Below are 22,469 nucleotides of genomic sequence, written 5' to 3'. Positions count from 1 at the left end.
CCCCGTCTCCGTCCGCCCCGCTCCCACCCCCCTGCGCCCCCTGCGCTACGAGATCCGGCGGGCCACGGGCGTCGGCACCGGGTTCCTGGTCTGCGGCGCGGTGCTCGTGCTGTCCGTGCTGACCGCCGTGGCGCTGGCCGGGATCGGCCACACCCCGCGGGAGCGGCTGTTCGCGGCATGGCCCCGGGAGCTGCCGCTGCCGCCCGTCGCGCTCGCCGCCGGGCTGCTCGGAGCGCTGGCCTTCGGGGACGAGTTCCGCCACCCCGCCCTCGCGGCCGACCGCGGCACCGTGCCCCGCCGGCTCGGACTGCTGGCCGCGAAGCTCCTGGTCTCCGGCGTCACCGCGACGCTGCTCGCCTTCCTCGTCGCGGGCTGCGACGCGGAGGCGCTCTACCTCGTCTACGGCAGGGAGCTGACCGAGGTTCCCGGGGACTGGCTCTCGCTCAGCGCGAGTTGGATCGCCCTCGTCGTCGGGTGCTCCTGGGCCGGCGTGCTCGCGGCCGGTGTCTTCCGGTCCACCTCGGGCGGGCTCGCCGCGGTGCTCGCCGTGCCCGTGGCCGTCGTACCTCTCATGCACACGGCGTTCCGGGGCCCGGCCGAGCGCGCGGTGGCCGGTCTGCCGCTGCGGATGCGGGAGGTGTTCCTGCTCCAGTGGCCGTTCGGAGGGGACCGGTACGTGCTCGCGGTGGTACGGCTCCTCGTCCAACCCGTCGGTGGCGCAATGGTGTTGTCCCTGGCGGCACTGCTGTGCGCGTATCTGTTCACGACCCTGCGCGCCAGAGCCTGATGGCCAAGGTTCTTACGGTTCTGTTGCCGCTTGTGCCCACAACTCCCCGTGAGTGGCTCGTTTCTTTCCGATAAGGCGTCAATTGCGACGCGGTGAGCGATCACCCTTTCGTGTGCTTTTCACCAAAGACCTCAAGGGAGTTGGAGACGACGCCGACAAAGGATCCGTGAGTACCCTTGCGCACACCATGATGACCGCCGCCCGTTCCACCGACTCCGGTCTGGTCGGTCCGGGCGAACTCGACCGCTACTCCTACGGCGACGCCCCGGTGGGCGACCGTGTCGGAACGCCCGCCTGGGACGGAGGCGAATCCGAGCTGGGCCGGGTCGGCCGGCGGCCCGCGGGCAGCCGCGGCCGCGGGCTGCACGGCCAACTCGTCCAGCAGCTGGGTCAGATGATCGTCTCGGGCGACCTGGGCGCGGACCGCCCGCTGGTGCCCGAGGAGATCGGCCAGCGCTTCGAGGTCTCCCGCACCGTCGTCCGCGAGTCCCTCCGCGTCCTGGAGGCCAAGGGCCTGGTCAGCGCCCGGCCGAACGTGGGCACACGCGTGCGTCCGGTCAGCGACTGGAACCTCCTCGACCCGGACATCATCGAGTGGCGGGCCTTCGGCCCCCAGCGCGACGACCAGCGTCGCGAGCTCAGCGAGCTGCGCTGGACCATCGAGCCGCTCGCCGCCCGTCTCGCCGCCGGACACGGCCGCGAGGAGGTTCAGCAGCGCCTGTCCGACATGGTCGAGATCATGGGCCACGCCATGGCGCAGGGTGACGCGCTCACCTACTCGCGCGCCGACACCGAGTTCCACGCGCTGCTCATCCAGGTCGCGGGCAACCGCATGCTGGAGCACCTCTCCGGCATCGTCGGCGCCGCCCTCCAGGTCTCCGGCGGCCCGGTCACGGCGTGTGACCGGCCGAACGACACGTCCCTCGCCCAGCACGCGCGGATCGTCGACGCCCTCGGCACCGGCGACGGCGGCGCGGCGGAAGCCGCCATGCGCCAACTGCTCACGGCGCACCCCGAGGTGGAGCGGGTGGTTCCCGCCCCGCGCGAGCACTGACCCGCCCCACGGGCGGAGCGGTCGCCGGTGTGCGGCGTTCCCGCGGTTCCCATGGCGCGTCGGCCCGGGTGCCGGTCGTCGTGCCCGCCATCGCCGGACCCCGCCGGACCCCCTCAGGAGCCCGGCGGGGTCCGGCGATGCGGCGAGCGATATCTTTTGCACATGTCTGACCGTCTTTGTTCGCTTACGGGGTGTGACTCGGGCCACGCAGAATGGGCGTAACACTCGTGGGGACAGCGCGATGACCTAAGAGGTGACAGCCGCGAAGGGAATACGGACGCCAGGCATGGCGCTGTGCATCTTCCCGGCCCGCGCCCGCGCCGTCGGCCCATCCCCAGGCCGGTGGTCGGCTCCCGTCCACAGTGGACGGTGCCGGAAGCCGTTTTCCAACGTTCCGAGAGGTTGTTCGTGTCGGCCAGCACATCCCGTACGCTCCCGCCGGAGATCGCCGAGTCCGTCTCTGTCATGGCGCTCATTGAGCGGGGAAAGGCTGAGGGGCAGATCGCCGGCGACGATGTGCGTCGGGCCTTCGAAGCTGACCAGATTCCGGCCACTCAGTGGAAGAACGTACTGCGCAGCCTCAACCAGATCCTTGAGGAAGAGGGTGTGACGCTGATGGTCAGTGCAGCAGAGCCCAAGCGCACCCGAAAGAGCGTCGCAGCGAAGAGCCCGGCCAAGCGCACCGCCACCAAGACGGTCGCGGCGAAGACGGTGACCACCAGGAAGGCCACCGCCACCACGGCCGCCCCCGCGGCGTCCGCCACCCCGGCCGATCCCGCCGAAGAGGCCTCGCCCGCCAAGAAGGCCGCGGCCAAGAAGACGACCGCCAAGAAGACGGTCGCCAAGAAGGCCACCGCCAAGAAGACGGCGGCCAAGAAGACCTCGGGCAAGAAGGACGACGCCGAGATCCTCGAGGACGAGGTCATCGAGGAGACCAAGGTCGGCGACGAGCCCGAGGGTGCCGAGAACGCGGGCTTCGTCCTGTCCGACGAGGACGAGGACGACGCGCCCGCCCAGCAGGTCGCCGCGGCCGGTGCCACCGCCGACCCGGTCAAGGACTACCTGAAGCAGATCGGCAAGGTCCCCCTGCTCAACGCCGAGCAGGAGGTCGAGCTCGCCAAGCGCATCGAGGCCGGCCTGTTCGCCGAGGACAAGCTCGCGAACGCCGACAAGCTCGCCCCGAAGCTCAAGCGCGAGCTGGAGATCATCGCCGAGGACGGCCGCCGCGCCAAGAACCACCTGCTGGAGGCCAACCTCCGTCTGGTGGTCTCCCTGGCCAAGCGCTACACCGGCCGCGGCATGCTCTTCCTGGACCTCATCCAGGAGGGCAACCTCGGTCTGATCCGTGCCGTCGAGAAGTTCGACTACACCAAGGGCTACAAGTTCTCCACGTACGCCACCTGGTGGATCCGTCAGGCGATCACCCGCGCCATGGCCGACCAGGCCCGCACCATCCGTATCCCGGTGCACATGGTCGAGGTCATCAACAAGCTCGCCCGCGTGCAGCGCCAGATGCTCCAGGACCTGGGCCGCGAGCCCACCCCGGAGGAACTGGCCAAGGAACTCGACATGACCCCGGAGAAGGTCATCGAGGTCCAGAAGTACGGCCGCGAGCCCATCTCCCTGCACACCCCCCTGGGCGAGGACGGCGACAGCGAGTTCGGTGACCTCATCGAGGACTCCGAGGCCGTCGTCCCCGCGGACGCCGTCAGCTTCACCCTTCTCCAGGAGCAGCTGCACTCGGTCCTGGACACCCTCTCCGAGCGCGAGGCCGGCGTCGTCTCCATGCGCTTCGGCCTCACCGACGGCCAGCCGAAGACCCTGGACGAGATCGGCAAGGTCTACGGCGTGACTCGTGAGCGCATCCGCCAGATCGAGTCCAAGACCATGTCGAAGCTGCGCCACCCGTCGCGCTCCCAGGTGCTGCGCGACTACCTCGACTAGTCCGCGATCCGGTAGTCCGCGATCCGGCCGGCAGGGCCGGTCGTACGACACCGAAGGCCCGGCCCCCTCGCGGGAGCCGGGCCTTCGTGCTGCGGGCGGAGACCATGTGGATCACTCTGGGTTTTCCAGTTCCCACCCTGAGTGAGGAGTCGACATGCGCCGTTCCCTTGGCCGTGCCCTGATCCGGCCGCTCGTGCTCGCGGCCACCATCACCGCCATACCCCTGGTGAGCGCCTCCCCGGCGGCAACCGCGGCGGTCCGGAGCGTGGTCGTGGGGGGATTTCCCATCGACGTCTCGCAGGCCCCGTGGACGGTGGCGCTGTCCAGTCGTGACCGGTTCGGAGGCACCCGCGCGGGCCAGTTCTGCGGCGGCGTGGCGATCGCCCGCACCACGGTGCTCACGGCCGCCCACTGCATGAACGACGACGTCCTCGGAACGCCGCCCGACCGTGTGCGCGACCTCAAGGTCATCGCGGGCCGCACCGACCTGCTCTCCACCGAGGGCCAGGAGATCGCGGTGAAGGACGTCCAGGTCAATCCGGGTTTCGACAGCGCGACGAACTCCGGCGACTTCGCCGTCGTCACGCTCGCCGAACCGCTGCCGCAGAGCGCGGTCATCGCCATGGCGGGACCCGGCGACCCGGCCTACAGGCCGGGCACCGAGGCCCTGGTCTCCGGCTGGGGCGATCTGACCGGCGGCGGTGCCTACGCGCACCGGCTCCACGCGGCGGATGTGCACGTGCTCGCCGACGACCGCTGCGGCCGCGCCTATCCGGGCGGCCCAGAGGGCGTCTACCGGGCCGCCAGCATGCTCTGCGCGGGAGAGGCCGAAGGGGGCCCCGACGCGTGCCAGGGGGACAGTGGTGGCCCGCTGGTGGCCGGCGGGCGGCTGATCGGGCTCGTGTCCTGGGGCAGCGGCTGCGGGCGGGCCGGGAGCCCCGGCGTCTACACCCGGGTCTCCGAGGTCGTACGCGTCCTTGGGACGGGTGGCGACGGAGCGGACGGGGAAGCGCTCGCGAAAGGCCGTGAGAGGCCCCACAGGGACTCCTGAGGGCCTTGCGCGGGTTGATGAGGGTATGAGCGCGGGCGGCCGCTCCGGGGAGGAGCGGCCGCCCGTTCACCGGCCTGTGCCGGGGTCGGCTCGTCGTCCGTGCGAGATTCAGCGCTCTTCTTCGGAAGCGGTGCTCGGGGCGGTCGTCAGCCGCTCCGTCTCGTCCTGTATCTCAGCGGCGATCTTCTTGAGTTCCGGCTCGAACTTGCGACCGTGGTGGGCGCAGAAGAGCAGCTCTCCGCCGCTGAGCAGGACGACGCGCAGGTATGCCTGGGCGCCGCAGCGGTCGCAGCGATCAGCGGCCGTCAACGGGCTCGCGGGGGTCAGAACAGTAGTCACGTCGCCTCTTCTCTAGCTCGACGAGCTGTCGTACCAGGGTCAACATCCAACCAGCCCGAAAACGTTCCCGCTCGTGGCTTTTCCTGGAAAAAATCTTCCGGGGCGGCTGTCTGCTGCCGGTTGGCGGCGAATGTGCCGTAGTGCGTGTTGGAGATGCTTACGGGTTCGCGCTGTCTAGTATCTCGGTCCTCCCGGCTGGCTTGCCGGTTGTTCATGAGGACGTGCCCGGAGCCTAAATGGTTCATGCCTCCAAGGGAACGTGATATGTACTTCACCCCATCGAGGGATCGAACGTGTATGCGAGACTGGACTAGTCTGGGTAGCCGACGAGGGTGGCGTTACACCGGCTCTACCAGGCCTCGGTACCCTCTGACGGGCAACCGAAGCCTCCCCCTTACCCAGAAGGGGGCAACCTGAAATTCAGCGAGGAGCGAACCGCGTGACCGCCGATACGTCCGTGCCGTCCACAGCGCTGCTGGCAGGAGCAGACCGCGACGGTTCCAACTACACCGCGCGGCACCTGCTCGTCCTCGAGGGACTGGAGGCCGTGCGCAAGCGCCCCGGCATGTACATCGGCTCGACCGACAGCCGCGGCCTGATGCACTGCCTGTGGGAGATCATCGACAACTCGGTGGACGAGGCCCTCGGCGGCTACTGCGACCACATCGAGGTGATCCTCCACGACGACGCGTCCGTGGAGGTGCGCGACAACGGCCGCGGCATCCCCGTGGACGTGGAGCCCAAGACCGGACTGTCCGGCGTGGAGGTCGTCATGACCAAGCTCCACGCCGGCGGCAAGTTCGGCGGCGGCTCGTACGCGGCCTCCGGCGGTCTGCACGGCGTCGGCGCCTCCGTGGTCAACGCCCTCTCCGCCCGCCTCGACGTCGAGGTGGACCGAGACGGGGTCACCCACGCCATCAGCTTCCGGCGCGGCGTGCCGGGCGCCTTCGCGGGTGCCGGCGCGGAGGCGAAGTTCGAGGCCAGGAGCGGTCTGCGCAAGGCCAAGAAGATCCCCAAGTCCCGCGTCGGCACGCGCGTGCGCTACTGGGCGGACCGGCAGATCTTCCTCAAGGACGCCAAGCTCTCCCTGGACACGCTGCACCAGCGCGCCCGGCAGACCGCCTTCCTGGTGCCCGGCCTGACCATCGTCGTCCGCGACGAGTACGGCCTGGGCGAGGGCGGCAGCAAGGGCGAGGAGTCCTTCCGCTTCGACGGCGGCATCAGCGAGTTCTGCGAGTACCTGGCGAGCGACAAGCCGGTGTGCGACGTGCTCCGCTTCTCCGGCAAGGGCACGTTCAAGGAGACCGTCCCCGTCCTGGACGAACACGGCCAGATGACCCCGACCGAGGTCACCCGCGAGCTGGGTGTCGACATCGCGCTGCGCTGGGGCACGGGCTACGACACGAACCTGCGGTCCTTCGTCAACATCATCGCCACCCCCAAGGGCGGCACCCATGTCTCCGGCTTCGACCAGGCCCTCACCCAGACGATGAACGACGTGCTGCGCGCCAAGAAGATGCTGCGCGTGGCCGAGGACAACATCGTCAAGGACGACGCCCTGGAGGGCCTCACCGCCGTCGTCACCGTGCGTCTGGCCGAGCCGCAGTTCGAGGGCCAGACCAAGGAGGTGCTCGGCACCTCGGCGGCCCGCCGCATCGTGAACCAGGTGGTCACCAAGGAGCTGAAGGCGTTCCTGACCGCCACCAAGCGGGACGCGGCCGCCCAGGCCCGGGTCGTCATGGAGAAGGTGGTCGCCGCCGCCAGGACGCGTGTCGCGGCCCGCCAGCACAAGGACGCCCAGCGGCGCAAGACCGCCCTGGAGTCCTCGTCGCTGCCGGCCAAGCTCGCCGACTGCCGGAGCGACGACGTCGACCGCAGCGAGCTGTTCATCGTCGAGGGCGACTCGGCGCTCGGCACCGCGAAGCTGGCGCGGAACTCCGAGTTCCAGGCGCTGCTGCCGATCCGCGGCAAGATCCTCAACGTGCAGCGCTCGTCCGTGACGGACATGCTCAAGAACGCCGAGTGCGGCGCGATCATCCAGGTCATAGGAGCGGGCTCGGGCCGCACCTTCGACATCGACCAGGCCCGCTACGGCAAGATCATCATGATGACCGACGCCGATGTGGACGGCTCCCACATCCGCTGTCTGCTGCTCACGCTGTTCCAGCGCTACATGCGGCCCATGGTCGAGGCAGGCCGTGTCTTCGCCGCGGTGCCGCCGCTGCACCGCATCGAGGTCATCCAGCCGAAGAAGGGCCAGGACAAGTACGTCTACACGTACTCGGACCGCGAGCTGCGCGACAAGCTCATGGAGTTCCAGACCAAGGGCATCCGGTACAAGGACTCCATTCAGCGCTACAAGGGCCTCGGCGAGATGGACGCCGACCAGCTGGCCGAGACCACGATGGACCCCCGCCATCGCACCCTGCGCCGTATCAACCTCTCCGACCTCGAAGCCGCCGAACAGGTCTTCGACCTCCTGATGGGGAACGACGTGGCCCCGCGCAAGGAGTTCATCTCCAGCTCGGCGGCGACACTGGACCGCTCGCGTATCGACGCGTGACGTCCGTGATGAGCCGGGGCGGGTGTTCCGGCCGGGGTAGGTCCGGCTGACCCCGCACGTGCGGGGTCGGGCGGGGTTCGCCCTGTCGGGCATGCCCACGTACCGGGTCCGGCCCGCCCGGACCGGGTGAGGCCGGCCCGGGGGCGGCCCGAGGGCTTGGCCCGCGCGGACCTGCCCCGGGCCGGCTCGATCGGCTCCCGCGCCGTGTCCCGTCGGCTCACACCGGCGGGGACCCTGCGGGCCTCATCGGCTCACCTCGCGGGTACGGCGACGGGGCGGAGCCTGCGCCGTGGCTCACGCGGCACGTCCGCCGGCCTGCTCCGCCCTGATCGTCCGTGGCAACCCACCCCGGCCCACGGGCAGCTCACCCCGGCCAGGTCAGCCGTACCCGGCCGCATCGGTTTACCGCGCCGACGGGCCGGGACGGTCGGGAGGCGTGGGCTCGCCGGGCGCGCTCAGCGGCCCCGGGGCGCAGGGCGGTACGGCGGTCCGCGGCCCGGCGCCGCGGACCGGTGCGGGTGTCGCTGTCGTTGCCGGTGCGGGCTCGGGCGAGCCGGTCGTCCGGCCGTCCGTCGGATCAGCATGGCGGTCCGAACTGGCGGGGCCGCGGTCGCCACCCCGCTCGGCCGGTCGTTCACCACGCACGGCCGCACGGACCCGCTCGGACCCTTCCCCCCGCCCCTTAGCCTCAACCAGGAACAGCAGGCCGCCCAGGAACCCGCACCAGCTCCGCACCCGTACCTGCCCCGCACTCGCACCCACACCCGCACCAGCCCTCCACTGCGCCAGGCCCCGGCCGACAGTTCCCCGGCCCCGGTCTCGGCCCCTGCCCCGGCCCCTGCGCGGCCGCTCGGACGTGGCGCCTGCCGCCCCGCACCCGCCGAGAACCCATCACGCCCCCTCTCCACCCCTGGGTGGAGGCAGCCCGTCCAAGATCTCCACCTGTGATCCACCCCGGCTCCGATCTCCCGACCTGCGGACTTCCGTAACTTCGAAGCGTCGGGCAGCGCCTCGCTCCCGGCAGACGACTTCTCGCACACGGAGGATCTGATGGTGGGGCTCGCCAACGCGCTGGTGATCGTGGCCGTCGTCGCGCTCGTGCTGGTACGGCAGTTCCGCGCACGCCCGATCGACACGGACCGCCGCTGGTGGCTGCTGCCCCTGATCCTCGGGGTCATAGCGCTGCGCGAGCCCGGCATCCTCGACGCCCACCACCGCGTGGAGTCCGCCGCGCTGCTCGCCGTGGAACTCCTCATCGGCCTGGCCATGGGCGCGGGCTGGGCTTGGACCACGCGCGTCTGGACCGAGCCGGACGGCGCGGTGTGGAGCAAGGGCACCAAGGCGAGCGCCGCCGTCTGGGTCGCCGGAATCGCCCTGCGCATCGGCATCTTCGCCATCGGCGCCGCTCTCGGCCTGCACCAGCACAGCTCCGCCATGCTCCTCGGCTTCGCCGCATCCCTGCTGGTCCGCGCCGGGATCCTGACCTGGCGGGCGAGCACCCTCGGCGCTCGTACACCCCTGACCACCCGGCCTCTCGGCGCCACGAGCCGCTCCGCCGCGGCGTACGGTGACGGCAGGCTCGCCGGAGAGGAGCGCCTGTGACCGAGAACGCCTGGACGCGGTGGCCCTCGAAAGAGGCGTTGGGCCGCGCCGGAACCACCCGCCCCCGTCGCCTGCTCGCCTGGGCCGTCAGGGCTCTGGTGATCGCCCTGCTGCTGTGGGGCGCGTACAACCAGAGGCACGTCGGCGTCTGGACCGGGACCGCAGCCCTCGCGGGCGTCGTCGCCGCCGGGTTCCTCGCCTGGGCCTTCTTCCGCACCACCTACCAGCACCGGCTCATCCCCTCCCTGCTCCTGCTGGCGACGCTCATGGGCATCGCGGTCGCCGCCGAGGCCACGGGATTCACGGCACTGGCCCTGGTCCTGTGGTGCGGCTGCGGGATCACCGCCCTGGAGCGGCTCCCGCTCGCGGCCGCGACGCCGGTGACCTCGGCGGGCCTCGCCGCGTACTCCGCCTTCAACAACGACGTCTGGCTGACCACCGCCGCCTCCGTCGCGGGCATGGCCCTCGCCGGTTACGTCCTGCGGCTGGACGCGGAGGCCCGCGGCAACGCACAGCGGCTGCTCGACCAGGAGCGGGCCGCGAGAGCCGCCGAGGCCGAGTCCGCGGCCCTCGCCGAGCGGGCCAGAATCGCCCGCGAGATCCACGATGTGCTGGCCCACAGCCTCTCCGCGCAGCTCGTCCACCTGGAGGCGGCCCGGCTGCTGATCGAGCGGGGCGCCGACCGCGAGCGGATCCTGGAGCGGGTGGTGGCCGCCCGCGGCATGGCCCGTGACGGCCTCGCCGAGACCAGACAGGCGCTGTCCGCGCTGCGAGGCGAACTGACACCGCTGGAGGACTTCCTCGGCGAACTCGTCAGCGGGGCCGAGGGCGCGGAGGTCACCGTCACGGGTGAGCCCAGGCCCCTGCCGGCCGAGGCATCCCAGGCCGTGCGCCGGGTCGCCCAGGAGGCGCTGACGAACGTCCGCAAGCACGCCCAGGGCGCCAAGGTCGACCTGCGCCTCGACTACAGCGACCACCAAGTGACGCTGAACGTGCGGGACTCGGGCGGACGGCCCGGCGACCTCACGTCCTCCGGCGGCGGGTACGGTCTGCTCGGTATGCGCGAGCGCGCCGAACTGCTGGGCGGCTCGCTGGACGCGGGGCCGGACGAGGAGGGGTTCGCGGTGACGCTGAAGGTGCCCGTATGACCGAGCCGGAGGGGGAGAGGAAGCCGGCGCGGGTGGTGGTCGCCGACGATCAGACCGTCGTCCGGGAAGGCATCGTGATGCTGCTCGGACTGCTGCCGGGCGTCGAGGTCATCGGTGCCGCGGGAGACGGCGAGGAGGCGGTGCGGCTGGTCGGGGAACTCGCCCCGGACGTCGTCCTGATGGACCTCAGGATGCCCCGTTGCGACGGTGTGGAGGCCACCCGGCGGATCCGGGAGCAGTACCCCGCGACCCAGGTGGTGGTGCTCACCACGTACGCCGACGACGAGTCGCTGTTCCCCGCGCTGCGGGCCGGTGCCCGCGGTTATCTGACCAAGGACGCGGGCGGCGAGGAGATCGTACGGGCCGTGGAGAGCGTGCTGTCGGGTGAGGCGGGCCTGTCGCCGAGCGTGCAGCGCCGTCTGCTGGAGCGGCTGTCGCAGGCCGAGCCCCAGCCGGCCGCGGTCGCGCCCACGGCGTCTGTCCCACCGGACGGGCTGACCGTGCGCGAGACCGAGGTCCTGGTGTTGATCGCCGAGGGCCTCAGCAACCAGGAGATCGCCCGCAGACTGCATGTCTCGACCGCTACCGTGAAGACGCACATCAACAACTTGTTCGCGAAGACCGGCCTCAAGGACCGGGCGCAGGCGGTGCGTTACGCCTACGCCAAGGGGTTGGTGCGGCCGCCCGCGGGGTGAGGTCACCTGATGGGGTGAAGAGCCTGGAGAAGGAGAGCCGCGGAACTTCCGGGTCTGCCCATCCTTGGGCATGCAGTCAAGCGATGATCGTGCCCGCGAGTCAGGGGGCGGTCCCGAGCGTTCGGCCGAGAACCGGGGGGACCACGGCGCGCCCGCCCGCGACGTACGGCACGAGGACCCTTGGGACGCCCCGTCGGCCCTGGGCCGGGACGAGTGGTACGGCGCAGGGTCACCCGCGCCGACGCTGCCCTCCGCGCGCCGGGAGCGGGACGCGGCGGCGCGCGCCCGCGAGGTGTACGTCGAGGTGCAGCGCAGCGCCGCCTTCCAGGAAGTGCGGGGCAGGTACCGGCGGTTCGTGGTGCCAGGGGTCGTCCTCTTCCTGAGCTGGTACGTGGCGTACGTGGTCGCGGCGACCACCGCTCCGGGGCTGATGGCGCGGCCCGTGGTGGGCGCGGTGAACGTGGCGATGGTCGCGGTGCTCGCGCAGTTCGTCACCACGTTCCTGCTCACCTGGGCCTACACCCGGCACGCGCGGCTGCGTCGGGACCGGGCGGCGCTGGAACTGCGCTGGGACACCCAGGAACTGACCCGGGAGACGCGGGGAGGTGCCTGGTGACCGGCGATCATCAGACGCTGGCGCTGCTGCTGTTCGGCGGATTCGTGGCGGTCACCCTCGGGATCACGACGTGGGTGAGCCGGCGGCGGCGCGGTTCGGCCGAGGAGTTCTACACGGGCGGGCGGCTGTTCTCCCCGATGGAGAATGGTTTTGCCATCACGGGCGACTACATCTCGGCGGCCTCCTTCCTGGGCGTCACCGGGCTCATCGCGCTGTACGGCTACGACGGGCTGTTGTATGTGGTGGGCTTTCTCGTGGCATGGCTGGTGGTGCTGTTCCTGGTCGCCGAACTGGTGCGCAACTGCGGCCGGTTCACCCTGGCCGACGTGGTGGCCGCGCGGATGAGCGAGCGCCCGGTGCGGATCGCGGCCGGCACGTCGTCGGTCGTGGTGTCCGTGCTGTACCTGGTGGCGCAGATGGTCGGCGCGGGCAGCCTGGTGGCGCTGCTGCTGGGCCGCACGAGCGGGGCGGCCCAGGCGTGGACCGTCATCGGGGTCGGCGCGCTCATGGTGGTCTATGTGTCGCTGGGCGGGATGCGGGCGACCACCTGGATCCAGATCGTGAAGGCGGTGCTGCTGCTCGGCGGGACGGTCGCGCTGACCGTGCTCCTGCTGCTGCGGTTCCACGGCGACGTCGACCGGTTGCTGGTCACGGCCGCGCAGCGCAGCGGCCACGGGGATGCCTTCCTGGCGCCCGGACTGAAGTACGGCGGGAGCTGGACCGCCCGCCTCGACTTCATCAGCCTGGGGCTCGCGCTGGTGCTGGGCACCGCCGGGCTGCCGCACATCCTGTCGCGCTTCTACACGGTGCCGACCGCACGCGCCGCACGCCGTTCCGCGGTGTGGTCGATCGGCCTGATCGGCGGGTTCTATCTGCTGACGATCGTCCTCGGGTTCGGCGCGGCGGCGGTCGTGGGGCCGGCGGCCCTGCGCGCCTCGAACGCGGCCGGGAACACGGCCATGCCGCTGCTCGCCCTCGACCTGGGCGGCGGCGCGGGATCCACGGGCGGAACGGTTCTGTTCGCGGTGGTCGCCGCCGTGGCCTTCGCCACGATCCTCGCGGTGGTCGCCGGTGTCACGCTCGCCTCCTCCGCCTCCGTGGCCCACGACCTGTACGCCACCCTCCGCCGCTCGTCCGGCGGGCAGAAGGGCGAGGCGCGCCGCGAGGTGGCCGTGGCGCGGTCCGCCGCCGTCGGGATCGGTGTCGTGGCGATCGCGCTCGGACTGCTGGCCCGTGACCTCAACGTCGCCTACCTGGTCGGACTCGCCTTCGCGGTCGCCGCGTCGGCGAATCTACCGGTGCTGATGTACTCGCTCTTCTGGCGCGGCTTCACCACCCGCGGCGCGGTGTGGGCCGTGTACGGCGGACTGCTCCCGGCGCTCGGGCTCGTGCTGTTGTCCCCTGTGGTGTCCGGCTCCCCCGGGTCCCTGTTCCCCCGTGTCGACTTCCAGTACTTCCCGTTGCAGAACCCCGGCATCGTCTCCATCCCGCTCGGCTTCCTCGCCGGCTGGCTGGGCACGGTTACTTCGGACGAGATGCCGGACGACGCCAAGTACGCCGAGACGGAGGTGCGTTCCCTCACCGGCGCCGGGGCCGTCTAGCGCGCCGGGCCGGCAGCGTCACGGCGCCACCCAGGCGTACCGGTGCTCCGGGCGCCCGGTGTCGCCGTACTTCAGGGAGAGCCGCAGGCGTCCGGCCTGTTCCAGGTGGCGGAGGTAGCGCTGGGCCGTGGAGCGGCTCAGGCCGGTGCGGGCGGCGACCTCATGGGCGGAGAGCGGATGGTCGGCGCCGTACAGGACATCGCATATCAGGTCCGTCGTCGGCGCCGTGTGGCCGCTCGGCAGGCCGGGCGCGGACGGGGCGGGAGCCGTACGCAGCGCCCCGAAGATCCGGTCCACCTGCTCCTGGCCCGCCACACCCCGGCCGCCCACCCGGTCGACCGTGCGGCGCAGCGCGGCGTAGGAGTCGAGGCGGGTGCGCAGCGCGGCGAAGGTGAACGGCTTCACCAGGTAGTGCAGGGCGCCCAGGCGCATCGCCTGCCGGACGGTGGCGACATCGCCGGCCGCCGTGATCATGATGACGTCCGCGCCATGGCCCTGTTCCCGCATGCGATGGACGAGTTCCAGACCGGTGTGGTCCGGGAGATAGTGGTCGAGCAGCACCAGATCGATGGCGCCGCGTTCCACGGCGGCGAGCGCCTGGGCGGCACTGTGCGCGCGGGCGGCCACCCGGAACCCCGGAACCTTTCCCACGTATTTGGCGTTTATCTCAGCGACGCGGAAGTCGTCGTCGACCACCAGGACGTCAATCATCAGGCCTCTCCTTCAAGGCCGGCGGGCGTCCGGCCCGCCCGTGCGGCTCCGCAGTTGTAGCGCGAGCAAAATGAGCACAACAGGTGCTTGCGAGCAAAAGAACGCCTTGTGCACACAAGACTGCTGCTCGTGCAGGGGCGCGCCTACCGTCCCGGGTCATGAGCGCACACACCGGCCCCGCCATCGAGTTGCGGGGCGCGAGCAAGACCTTCAGAACCCCGTCAGGGGGACTGCACACGGCCGTGCGCGGTCTGGACCTCATTGTGCAACGCGGTGAGTTCGTGGCCGTCGTAGGGCCGACCGGCTGCGGCAAGTCCACCACGCTGACGCTGGTCAGCGGGCTGGAGGAGCCCACCGAGGGCGAGGTGATGGTCGCCGGGGAGCCGGTCGGCGGTGTCGGTGACAAGGTCGGCTTCGTCTTCCAGCAGGACGCCACCTTCCCCTGGCGCACCGTCCTGTCGAACGTGATGGCGGGCCCCCGCTTCCGGGGTGTCCCCAAGGCGGAGGCCCGGCAGAAGGCCGGCGAGTGGCTGGCCCGGGTCGGGCTCGCCGCCTTCGAGGACCGCTACCCGCACCAGCTCTCCGGCGGCCAGCGCAAGCGCGTCGCCCTCGCCGCCACCTTCGTCAACGACCCCGAGATCCTGCTGATGGACGAGCCGTTCTCGGCGCTCGACGTGCAGACCAGGGCACTGATGTCGGACGAGCTGCTGGAGCTGTGGGAGGGCACCGGCGCCTCGGTCGTGTTCGTCACCCACGACCTGGAGGAGTCCATCGCGCTGGCCGACAAGGTCGTCGTGATGACCGCCGGGCCCGCGACCGTCAAGCAGGTCTTCGAGATCGATCTGCCCCGGCCCCGCAAGGTCGAGTCGGTGCGCCTCCAGCCGCGGTTCATCGAGATCTACCGGGAGATCTGGGAGTCGCTCGGCGAAGAGGTCCGCATCACCCGTGAGAGGGGTGCCGCCCATGCCGCCTGAGGTCCTCGACGCCCCGCTCGCCGGTTCCGCCAAGGCCCCCGACCGCGCGCAGAGCCGCGCCCAGGCCGCCCGCCGCCGCAAACTGCTCGTCAACACGGCGCGGGTGCTGCTCCTGGTCGTCGTGCTCGGCCTGTGGGAGGCGCTCTCCCGGGCGAAGGTCATCGATCCGTTCAACTTCTCGATGCCCTCCCGGATCTGGGAGCAGATCTCCGCCTGGGTCATGCACGGCACCGCGCTCGGCTCCCTGGGCGAGCAGGTCTGGTACACGCTCTACGAGGCCCTGCTCGGCTGGTTGGTGGGTGTGATCGCGGGTGTCCTCCTCGGCATCGCGCTCGGCCGGATCGGTCTGCTCGCCGAGGTGCTTGGTCCGTACATCAAGGTGCTCAACTCGATTCCCCGGATCGTCCTGGCGCCCATCTTCCTGATCTGGTTCGGACTCGGCCCGTCCTCCAAGATCGCCTCCGCCGTGGTGCTGGTCTTCTTCCCGGTGTTCTTCAACGCCTTCCAGGGCGCCCGCGAGGTGGACCGCAACCTGGTGGCCAATGCCCGCATCCTGGGCGCGAGCGACCGCAGGGTGACCCTCCAGGTGGTCATTCCGTCGGCCACCTCCTGGATCTTCACCAGCCTCCATGTCAGCTTCGGCTTCGCGCTGATCGGCGCCATCGTCGGCGAGTACATCGGCGCGACCAAGGGCATCGGCCTGCTCGTCGCGCAGTCGCAGAACACCTTCAACGCTGCCGGTGTGTACGCCGCGATGGTCATCCTCGCCGTCGTCGCCCTCGCCGCCGAGGGTCTGCTGACCTTCGCCGAGCGGCGCATCTTCCGCTGGAAGCCGGCCGGTCCGGACAGCTGACCCTCCCGCTCCGGCAGCCGCACGGCCCGCCCCGGGCCGGCGGCCGGCCTCCGCAGGACCAGCCCCCCACACCCTCACCCGCACCGCCTTCTCACAAGGACGTGAACCGCCATGCGCAAGACCGCCAGACACGCCGCCCTGGCCGCCGCCGGCCTGCTCGCCCTGTCCTCGCTCACCGCCTGCGCCGACGACGCGGCCGGTTCCGCGGCCGGCTCCGGCGGGGGCGGCGGCAAGGGCGAGAGCGTCAAGATCATGGTCGGCGGCCTCGACAAGGTCATCTACATGCCCGCGATGCTCACCCAGCGCCTCGGCTACTTCCGGGACGAGGGACTGAATGTCCAGCTCATGTCCGAACCCGCCGGGGTCCAGGCCGAGACCGCGCTCGTCGCCGGCCAGGTGCAGGGAGCGGTCGGTTTCTACGACCACACCCTCGACCTCCAGGTGAAGGGCAAGTCGGTCGAGTCGGTCGTCCAGTTCTCGCGCGCGCCGGGCGAGGTGGAGGTCGTGTCCGACAAGGCCGCGGGCGACGTCACCTCGCCCAAGGACTTCAAGGGCCGCAAGCTGGGCGTCACCGGGCTCGGATCCTCGACCGACTTCCTCACCAAGTACCTGGCGGTCAAGAACGGCGTGGACGTCAGCGAATTCACGCCGGTCGCGGTGGGCGCGGGGCCGACCTTCATCGCGGCCCTCCAGAAGGGCGCGATCGACGGCGGTATGACCACCGACCCGACGGTGGCGACGATCCTCGACAAGAAGGCCGGCAAGATCCTGCTCGACATGCGCACCCCGGAGGGTTCGCAGCAGGCGCTGGGCGGGCCGTACCCGTCGTCGAGTCTGTACATGCGGACGGACTGGGTGAACGGACACAAGGCGACCGTCCAGAAGTTGGCCGACGCGTTCGTCAGGACGCTCAAGTGGATGTCCACCCACAGCGCCGACGAGATAGCCGCGAAGATGCCCGCCGACTACTCCCAGGGCGACAAGGCGCTCTACACCAAGTCCGTGAAGAGCACCCTGCCGATGTTCACCGACGACGGCGTGATGCCGGAGAACGGCCCCGAGACCGTGGAGAAGGTGCTCAAGGCGTTCAACCCCAACATCAAGAACGCGAACGTCGACCTGGGCAAGACCTACACGACCGAGTTCGTCAAGGCGGTCAAGTAGTCCGGCGGGCGGTCAAGGCGGTCAACTTCTGCGTGCCGTGGGCTCGGGTTCCGGTCCGGGCCCGGGTTCCAGCTCCGGCTCGCTCAGCGCCTCCGGCAGCACGACCGTGAACTCCGCACCGCCCCCGCCGGCGGTGTCCACGGTCGCGCTGCCGCCCTGGCGTTCGGCGAGCCGGCGCACCAGCGACAGCCCGAGCCCCCGCTTGCCGTGCGCGGGCGCCCGCTTGGTGGACCACCCCTCGGTGAAGACCAGCTCCCGCTGGTCCACCGGCACCCCGGGCCCGGTGTCCCGGACCCGGATCACGACCGTACGGCCCTCGACGCGCAACTCGACCTCCACGCGCGCGTGCGGGGTGCCCGCGACCGCGTCCAGGGCGTTGTCCACCAGGTTGCCGACGACCGTGACCAGACCCCGCGGGTCGACCAGCCGGTCCGGGAGCCTGCTGCGTTCCGAGACCCACAGGGCGACCCCGCGCTCCGTCGCCACCGTCGCCTTGCCGACCAGCAGAGCGGCCAGCAGCGGGTCCTGGACCTTCTCGGTGACCTGCTCGGAGGTGACCCGGTGATCCCCGACCACCTCCCCGACGAACTCCACCGCGTCGTCGTACATCTCCAGTTCCAGCAGCCCGAGCAGGGTGTGCATCCGGTTGGCGTGCTCGTGGTCCTGGGCGCGCAGGGCGTCGATCAGCCCGCGCGTGGAGTCGAGTTCGCGTCCCAGCTGCTCCAGTTCGGTGCGGTCGCGCAGGGTGGCCACCGCACCGCCGTCGTCGGTGGGCATGCGGTTGGCGACCAGCACCCGTCGGCCCCGCACCGTCAGCAGATCGGTGCCGGTCACCCGTCCGGCGAGCACGTCGGTGGTGCGGCCCGTGCCGAGGGCCTCGTCGGGGACGCGGCCCACGGCCTCGTCGCCGATGCCGAGCAGCCGCCGTGCCTCGTCGTTCAGCAGCCGGATGCGGCCGCTCCGGTCCAGGGCGACGACGCCCTCGCGGATGCCGTGCAGCATCGCCTCGCGCTCCGCGAGCAGCGCCGAGATGTCGGAGAAGGCCAGGTCCCGGGTCTGCCGCTGCACCCGGCGGGCGATCAGCCAGGCGGCCAGCGCGCCCACCGCCAGGGCACCCCCGGCGTAGGCGAGCAGCCCCGGGATGACACCGATCAGCCGGGCGCGCACGCTGTCGTAGGCGATGCCGACCGAGACCGCGCCGATCAGGCGGTGGTGATCGTCGTAGAGCGGCACCTTGCCGCGCGCGGAGCGTCCCAGGGTGCCCCGGTCGATCTGCATGACCTCCTTGCCCGCGAGGGCGTCGGAGGGGTTCGTGGACACCGTGCGGCCGATCCGCGAGGTGGTCGGGTGCGACCAGCGCACCCAGTGCCGGTCGAGGACCACGATGTACTCGGCGTGCGTGGCCCGCCGGATCCGTTCGGCCTCCTGCTGCACCGGGCCGTCCTTGGTCGGCGGCGTGGTCAGCAGACCCTGGGCGATCTGCGGGTCCTGGGCCGTGGTCTCGGCGATGGCCAGCGCGCGGCGCATCGCCTCGTGATCCAGCTGTTTGCTCAGCGGCGCCAGGAACAGGCCGGTCACCAGCACCGCGACACCCGCGGCGATCGTGACCTGCATCAGCAGCACCTGCGAGAACACCCGCCGTGGCATACCGAGGCGCAGACGGCGTGCGGAGGGAGTCGGACTCATGGGGGACGACAGTACGGGGTGCGCCCGCCGCGTGGTTCAGCTCGCCAGTGCCGTCGGGCGCAGCTCGCGCACCGCGACGACGCTCATCCGCGCCGGTGTGCCGAGCACCGCGGCGCCGCAGCTCTCCGGGCGCGGCGGCAGCGACGCCCCGCGTGCCACGGTGACCCGCCAGCGGCGGCCGTCGGTGTGGGCGACGGTGACCGCCCAGCGCGGCGCCACCCCGTCGGTCCGTACGACGCCCAGTACGCCCGCCCGGTACTCGCCCGCCACCTCGCGCACCGCCAGCTCGGCCGCCTGACCGGGGCGTTCGAAGGCGGAGCAGCCCCGGCACCCGTCGACCGCCACCCGGCCCTCCCGGACGCCGTCCAGGGCCTTTCCGAGGGTGTGCGCGTCGGCGCGGCCGTAGACGTAGCCGTACGGCAGTACGAGCGCCGTCGGCGCGAAACGATGTCCACCCAGATGGGTGACCTCCCAGACCCCCTTTTCCCCGGACGCGGCGAGTTCGGCGGCGAGCGGACGGCCCAGCAGGGCGCAGCAGCGGTCGCGCTTGCCGTTGGTGCACACGAGCGCGAGCGGGTCGCCGGTGTGCGGACGCCCGCCGAGCACCGCGTCGAAGGAGCGGTGGTCGCCCGCGCCGAGGGCCGCGAGGTCCAGGCCGAGGAGGTGCCGGGGATCGCGGGTGTCGGCGGCGCGCAGCCAGACACGTCCCGGCACGGTGTGGGCGGCGTAGACCTGGCGGATCTCCGGGGTGCCGGGGTCCGCGTGACGGCCGGGGCGCCGGACGAGGGCCACGCGTACGCCGGTGCCCTCCGCGGCCGCCTCCAGCGCCCGGCCGACCGCCGGGTCCAGATGGCTCGAAGTGAGCGCCTTGGCACCCCAGGGGCCGGGCTGTTCCATCAGCAGCCAGGTCGTCGCCGTGGCCGCCGTCGCCGAAACGGGCTCGTCGAGGCTGAGGGAGACGGACGCGCACCTACTCACAGAGGTGAGCCTAACCTGACTCAGGCCAGGGCGACTTCCGGCCGAGTCCGAGCCGTGCGCACGGAAGGCCGGTGGCGTCCCGGAGGAGCCCCGGCGCCCGTCGGGCGACGCGCGGGGACTCAGCCGGCCTCCGGGAGGGGTTGCGGCGGGCGCGGGCCGACGTAGTGGCCCACGGGGCGCATCCGCAGCGGGCGCTCGCCGTACTCCTCCAGGGCGTGCGCGATCCAGCCCGCGGTACGGGCGACGGCGAAGACCGTCTCGCCGGCGGTGGCGGGCATGCCGAATGAGGAGGTGAACACCGCGAGCGCCAGGTCGACATTGGCGTGCAGCGGGGTGTGGCGGGCGGTCGTGGCGACGATGTCGCGGGCGGCGAGCAGGGCCGGTTCCGCGCGGGGGATCCGCTCCAGCAGGCCGAACAGGACCTGTGCGCGGGGGTCCTCGCCGGTGTAGAGACGGTGGCCGAGCCCGGGGACGCGGCGTCCCGCGCGCAGTTCGTCGGCGATCACCGGGGCCGCGTTGCCCAGTTCGAGGACGTCCAGCAGCATCCGGTGGGCCAGCCCGCTGCTGGCGCCGTGCAGCGGGCCCTCCAGGACGCCGAGGCCGGCCGAGACGGTCGCGTAGGCGTGCGCCCGCGCGGAGGCGGCGACCCGGACCGCGAGCGTGGACGCGGCCAGGTCGTGGTCGGCGAGCAGGACCAGGGCGGCGTCCAGCACGCGCACGGCGTCCTCGTCCGCCGGGCGGCCGGTCAGCCGCGACCACAGGCGGTGCGCCAGCGGCGCGTCGTCCCCTGGGGCGCGCACGACCGGTGGCAGGGCGGTGACCAGCGTGGGGATGAGCACGCGCGCCGTGTTCAGGACGGCCTCTTCGGACAGGTCGAAGCGCAGCGGGTCCTCGGCCGCCGCGGCGATCGTCGCGACCCGCAGCCGGTCGATGGGGGAGGTGTGCTCGGGCAGCGCCTGCACGGCCCGGCGGGCGGCCCGCACGGTCGCCTCGGGCGCGGTGAAGGCCGTGCCGGGGACGAGCCGGCCGGTCCACAGCCACTCCGCGACCTCCTCGTAGGAGTGGCGGGCGGCCAGCTCGGTGGCGTCGACGCCCCGGTAGTAGTACCGGTCGGACTCGATCAGGGTGATCCGGGTGCGTACCGAGAGATCGCCGCCGGAGCCCGGGATCCCGGCGCTCTCACGGCGGTTGCGCCGGGCCAGGTCCTCCACCTCGCGCGCCTCGAAGGTGCTGGCGCGGCCGCCGGGCTCGCGCTTGCTGCTCAGCAGGCCGCGGCTGACATACGCGTAGACCGTCTCGGGCTTCACACCGAGCAGCTCGGCGGTTTCCTTGGTGGTCAGCCTTCGCCCCGGGCGGTTGGGGGCGGGTTCGTGATCGCGCATGAGGGCCACCGTAGCGGCCTGTGCACATCTTGATGGCCAACTTTCTATATATTGATTTGATCAATATTGACAAGAAAAACGTCAAGAGTGGACAGTCGGGTCAAGTCCAGGGAGGAAAATCATGGCCATCAATAGGACCGCAACGCCCCTCGTCGACGTCCCGCGCGGTCTCGCCGGCGTCGTCGTCACCGAGACGGAGATCGGCGACGTCCGGGGGCGGGAGGGCTTCTACCACTACCGGCAGTACTCGGCGGTCGAACTCGCGCGCACCCGACGCTTCGAGGACGTCTGGCACCTGCTCGTGCACGGCACGCTCCCGGACGCCGAGCGCGGCGCGGCCTTCGCCGCCGAGACCGCGGCGCTGCGGCGGCTGCCCGAGGAGCTCCGGGCGAGCCTGCCCGCGATCGCCGCCGCGAGCCGCGCCTCCGGCCCGTTGGCCGGACTGCGCACCGGCCTGTCCCTGCTGGGCGCGGCGCGGGGATTCCGGCCGCTCTACGACCTGGACGCCGACCGGCGCCGCGCCGACACGCTAGCCGCCTGCGCCGCCGTACCCACGCTGCTCACCGCGCTGTACCGGCTGGGGCGGGGGCTTGAGCCCGTGGAGCCGCGCGAGGATCTGCCGTACGCGGCCAACTACCTCTACATGTTGACCGGTTCGGTACCCGATCCACGTCGAGCCCGTGCAGTCGAGCAATACTTGATCTCCACCATTGATCATGGATTCAATGCATCAACCTTCACGGCGCGGGTCGTCGCGTCCACCGGAGCCGACACGGCGGCCTGCCTGACCGGTGCCGTGGGCGCGCTGTCCGGCCCGTTGCACGGAGGGGCGCCCAGCCGGGCCCTGGACACCTTGGACGCGATCGGCACACCCGACCGCGTCGATTCCTGGATCCGCGAACGGGTGCTGGCCGGCGAGCGGATCATGGGGTTCGGACACGCCGTGTACCGCACGGAGGATCCGCGTTCGCGGATGCTCCGGGAGATCGCCCTCGGCTTCGGCGGTCCCCGGGTGGAGTTCGCGGTGGAGGTCGAACGCCGGGTCGAGGCCGTCCTGGCCGAGCTGAAGCCCGGCCGCGAACTCCACACCAACGTCGAGTTCTACGCCGGTGTGGTCATGGAACTGTGCGGCCTGCCAAGGGAGATGTTCACCCCCACCTTCGCGGCGGGCCGGGTGGTGGGCTGGAGCGCCAACATCCTGGAACAGGCCGCCGACTCGAAGATCATCCGCCCGGCGGCGCGGTACGTGGGGCCGGAACCGGCCGCGACGGTCCCCGCCGCCTGACCGCCCCTTACCGGGCTCAGGGGCCTGCCGCCCCGC

Annotated in this window: 18 protein-coding genes and 1 pseudogene; 14 read left to right on the top strand and 5 right to left on the bottom strand. The window is 71.6% G+C overall.

All coding sequences use genetic code 11. The features are described 5' to 3' along the window. The 4 genes and pseudogenes from VT52_RS33170 to VT52_RS33155 all read left to right on the top strand — a co-directional run. Positions 1 to 787, top strand: a pseudogene (locus VT52_RS33170) (ABC transporter); the annotation flags it as partial. Positions 788 to 953: 166 nt separating this feature from the next. After that, positions 954 to 1,841 carry a FadR/GntR family transcriptional regulator gene (locus VT52_RS33165; protein ID WP_079175441.1) on the top strand — a complete coding sequence of 296 codons (888 nt, stop codon included), beginning with the start codon at positions 954 to 956 and terminating at the stop codon, positions 1,839 to 1,841. Between the two features lie 408 nt (positions 1,842 to 2,249). Beyond that, positions 2,250 to 3,785: an RNA polymerase sigma factor gene (locus VT52_RS33160; RefSeq protein WP_046421477.1), complete on the top strand. Its 1,536-nt coding sequence runs from the start codon at positions 2,250 to 2,252 to the stop codon at positions 3,783 to 3,785. A gap of 154 nt (positions 3,786 to 3,939) precedes the next feature. Further along, on the top strand, positions 3,940 to 4,836 hold the full coding sequence (locus VT52_RS33155) for a serine protease (RefSeq protein ID WP_079175440.1): 897 nt from the start codon (positions 3,940 to 3,942) through the stop codon (positions 4,834 to 4,836). A 108-nt stretch (positions 4,837 to 4,944) separates the two neighbouring features. Here the strand turns inward: VT52_RS33155 and VT52_RS33150 are convergent, their stop codons facing one another. Further along, the gene (locus tag VT52_RS33150; protein ID WP_046421432.1) at positions 4,945 to 5,175 is read right to left on the bottom strand and encodes a DUF7455 domain-containing protein; all 231 of its coding nucleotides are present in this window, start codon (positions 5,173 to 5,175) and stop codon (positions 4,945 to 4,947) included. A 439-nt stretch (positions 5,176 to 5,614) separates the two neighbouring features. Here VT52_RS33150 and VT52_RS33145 point away from each other — a divergent pair, with 439 nt between their 5' ends. From VT52_RS33145 to VT52_RS33120, 6 genes are all read left to right on the top strand, one after another. Further along, on the top strand, positions 5,615 to 7,738 hold the full coding sequence (locus VT52_RS33145; protein WP_046421433.1) for a DNA gyrase/topoisomerase IV subunit B: 2,124 nt from the start codon (positions 5,615 to 5,617) through the stop codon (positions 7,736 to 7,738). Between the two features lie 1,050 nt (positions 7,739 to 8,788). After that, positions 8,789 to 9,340: a DUF1453 family protein gene (locus VT52_RS33140; protein ID WP_046421434.1), complete on the top strand. Its 552-nt coding sequence runs from the start codon at positions 8,789 to 8,791 to the stop codon at positions 9,338 to 9,340. After that, the gene (locus VT52_RS33135) at positions 9,337 to 10,488 is read left to right on the top strand and encodes a sensor histidine kinase (RefSeq protein ID WP_046421435.1); all 1,152 of its coding nucleotides are present in this window, start codon (positions 9,337 to 9,339) and stop codon (positions 10,486 to 10,488) included. Before VT52_RS33140 ends, VT52_RS33135 begins: the two co-directional genes overlap by 4 nt. Further along, positions 10,485 to 11,183 carry a response regulator transcription factor gene (locus VT52_RS33130; protein WP_046421437.1) on the top strand — a complete coding sequence of 233 codons (699 nt, stop codon included), beginning with the start codon at positions 10,485 to 10,487 and terminating at the stop codon, positions 11,181 to 11,183. Before VT52_RS33135 ends, VT52_RS33130 begins: the two co-directional genes overlap by 4 nt. 70 nt (positions 11,184 to 11,253) lie before the next feature. Further along, positions 11,254 to 11,799 (top strand): DUF485 domain-containing protein, encoded by a 546-nt coding sequence (locus VT52_RS33125; RefSeq protein WP_079175442.1) that lies wholly within the window; start codon positions 11,254 to 11,256, stop codon positions 11,797 to 11,799. Further along, positions 11,796 to 13,400, top strand: a complete 1,605-nt coding sequence (locus tag VT52_RS33120) for a solute symporter family protein (RefSeq protein ID WP_046421438.1) — start codon at positions 11,796 to 11,798, stop codon at positions 13,398 to 13,400. Before VT52_RS33125 ends, VT52_RS33120 begins: the two co-directional genes overlap by 4 nt. 18 nt (positions 13,401 to 13,418) lie before the next feature. Here VT52_RS33120 and VT52_RS33115 read toward each other — a convergent pair whose 3' ends face one another. Continuing rightward, positions 13,419 to 14,111, bottom strand: a complete 693-nt coding sequence (locus VT52_RS33115; protein WP_046421440.1) for a response regulator — start codon at positions 14,109 to 14,111, stop codon at positions 13,419 to 13,421. A gap of 158 nt (positions 14,112 to 14,269) precedes the next feature. Between VT52_RS33115 and VT52_RS33110 the strand changes: the two genes are divergently transcribed. The 3 genes from VT52_RS33110 (at position 14,270) to VT52_RS33100 (ending at position 17,102) form a co-directional block, all read left to right on the top strand. Continuing rightward, entirely contained in the window at positions 14,270 to 15,085 is an 816-nt protein-coding gene (locus VT52_RS33110) for an ABC transporter ATP-binding protein (protein ID WP_046421441.1), read from the top strand. Next, complete coding sequence (locus VT52_RS33105) at positions 15,075 to 15,938, top strand: ABC transporter permease (protein ID WP_046421480.1); 864 nt, start codon at positions 15,075 to 15,077, stop codon at positions 15,936 to 15,938. Before VT52_RS33110 ends, VT52_RS33105 begins: the two co-directional genes overlap by 11 nt. Before the next feature lie 111 nt (positions 15,939 to 16,049). After that, positions 16,050 to 17,102: an ABC transporter substrate-binding protein gene (locus tag VT52_RS33100; protein ID WP_046421442.1), complete on the top strand. Its 1,053-nt coding sequence runs from the start codon at positions 16,050 to 16,052 to the stop codon at positions 17,100 to 17,102. A 21-nt stretch (positions 17,103 to 17,123) separates the two neighbouring features. Here VT52_RS33100 and VT52_RS33095 read toward each other — a convergent pair whose 3' ends face one another. From VT52_RS33095 to VT52_RS33085, 3 genes are all read right to left on the bottom strand, one after another. Continuing rightward, the gene (locus VT52_RS33095; RefSeq protein ID WP_206306675.1) at positions 17,124 to 18,788 is read right to left on the bottom strand and encodes an ATP-binding protein; all 1,665 of its coding nucleotides are present in this window, start codon (positions 18,786 to 18,788) and stop codon (positions 17,124 to 17,126) included. Between the two features lie 36 nt (positions 18,789 to 18,824). Continuing rightward, complete coding sequence (locus tag VT52_RS33090) at positions 18,825 to 19,766, bottom strand: sucrase ferredoxin (protein ID WP_046421444.1); 942 nt, start codon at positions 19,764 to 19,766, stop codon at positions 18,825 to 18,827. Between the two features lie 119 nt (positions 19,767 to 19,885). Further along, positions 19,886 to 21,148 carry a citrate synthase gene (locus tag VT52_RS33085; protein WP_046421445.1) on the bottom strand — a complete coding sequence of 421 codons (1,263 nt, stop codon included), beginning with the start codon at positions 21,146 to 21,148 and terminating at the stop codon, positions 19,886 to 19,888. Between the two features lie 121 nt (positions 21,149 to 21,269). On the opposite strand from VT52_RS33085, the gene VT52_RS33080 reads away from it, so the two are divergent. Next, complete coding sequence (locus VT52_RS33080; RefSeq protein ID WP_046421447.1) at positions 21,270 to 22,433, top strand: citrate synthase/methylcitrate synthase; 1,164 nt, start codon at positions 21,270 to 21,272, stop codon at positions 22,431 to 22,433. Positions 22,434 to 22,469: the final 36 nt, after the last annotated feature.

This window comes from Streptomyces malaysiense (genome assembly GCF_000980885.2).
Classification (GTDB): domain Bacteria; phylum Actinomycetota; class Actinomycetes; order Streptomycetales; family Streptomycetaceae; genus Streptomyces; species Streptomyces malaysiense.
This window is presented reverse-complemented; position numbering and strand designations above follow the sequence as displayed.

Bases quoted from the DNA above. Each gene is read 5' to 3' on its own strand.
- VT52_RS33155 (WP_079175440.1), top strand. From the start codon at position 3,940: ATGCGCCGTTCCCTTGGCCGTGCCCTGATCCGGCCGCTCGTGCTCGCG.
- VT52_RS33140 (WP_046421434.1), top strand. From the start codon at position 8,789: ATGGTGGGGCTCGCCAACGCGCTGGTGATCGTGGCCGTCGTCGCGCTC.
- VT52_RS33130 (WP_046421437.1), top strand. From the start codon at position 10,485: ATGACCGAGCCGGAGGGGGAGAGGAAGCCGGCGCGGGTGGTGGTCGCC.
- VT52_RS33125 (WP_079175442.1), top strand. From the start codon at position 11,254: ATGCAGTCAAGCGATGATCGTGCCCGCGAGTCAGGGGGCGGTCCCGAG.
- VT52_RS33115 (WP_046421440.1), bottom strand. From the start codon at position 14,111: ATGATTGACGTCCTGGTGGTCGACGACGACTTCCGCGTCGCTGAGATA.
- VT52_RS33110 (WP_046421441.1), top strand. From the start codon at position 14,270: ATGAGCGCACACACCGGCCCCGCCATCGAGTTGCGGGGCGCGAGCAAG.
- VT52_RS33105 (WP_046421480.1), top strand. From the start codon at position 15,075: ATGCCGCCTGAGGTCCTCGACGCCCCGCTCGCCGGTTCCGCCAAGGCC.
- VT52_RS33100 (WP_046421442.1), top strand. From the start codon at position 16,050: ATGCGCAAGACCGCCAGACACGCCGCCCTGGCCGCCGCCGGCCTGCTC.
- VT52_RS33095 (WP_206306675.1), bottom strand. From the start codon at position 18,788: ATGAGTCCGACTCCCTCCGCACGCCGTCTGCGCCTCGGTATGCCACGG.
- VT52_RS33085 (WP_046421445.1), bottom strand. From the start codon at position 21,148: ATGCGCGATCACGAACCCGCCCCCAACCGCCCGGGGCGAAGGCTGACC.
- VT52_RS33080 (WP_046421447.1), top strand. From the start codon at position 21,270: ATGGCCATCAATAGGACCGCAACGCCCCTCGTCGACGTCCCGCGCGGT.